This window comes from Trinickia soli (genome assembly GCF_002879855.1).
In the GTDB taxonomy this organism is placed as follows: domain Bacteria; phylum Pseudomonadota; class Gammaproteobacteria; order Burkholderiales; family Burkholderiaceae; genus Trinickia; species Trinickia soli.
This window is the reverse complement of the sequence record NZ_PNYB01000101.1, coordinates 1-386: the sequence shown is the minus strand read 5'-3', so window position 1 is coordinate 386 and position 386 is coordinate 1. Positions and strand designations below refer to the sequence as shown.

Sequence of the window (386 nt, the reverse complement as noted above, 5' to 3'; positions counted from 1 at the left end):
GTTATAATCAGTTTTATCATTTAAAAAATCTATGGATGTTATCAAGACAAGTCATTAATACGTAACATAAAGTTGTGATTTTTCAGAATTTTTAGACAAAATATTGATTATTTGTGCTATGATATAACATATTAAAAAACACCGTATAGAATTGTTTATGAATGTTTGGGAGGAAAGTTTATGGGAAGTTTTTTCAATAAAATAGCACGAAAAGAGGATCCGGCTATCTATCAAAATAAAGATGGTCATTTAAAGCGTACACTTCGGGTGCGTGATTTCTTAGCTTTAGGTGTAGGAACAATTGTATCGACATCTATCTTTACGCTACCTGGCATTGTTGCTGCAGAACATGCAGGACCGGCCGTTGCGTTATCATTCTTACTCGC

Annotated in this window: 1 pseudogene; it reads left to right on the top strand. The window is 33.4% G+C overall.

From position 1 onward, the window contains the following. Positions 1 to 180: 180 nt before the first annotated feature. Positions 181 to 386: pseudogene (locus tag C0Z19_RS29280) on the top strand (hypothetical protein); the annotation flags it as partial.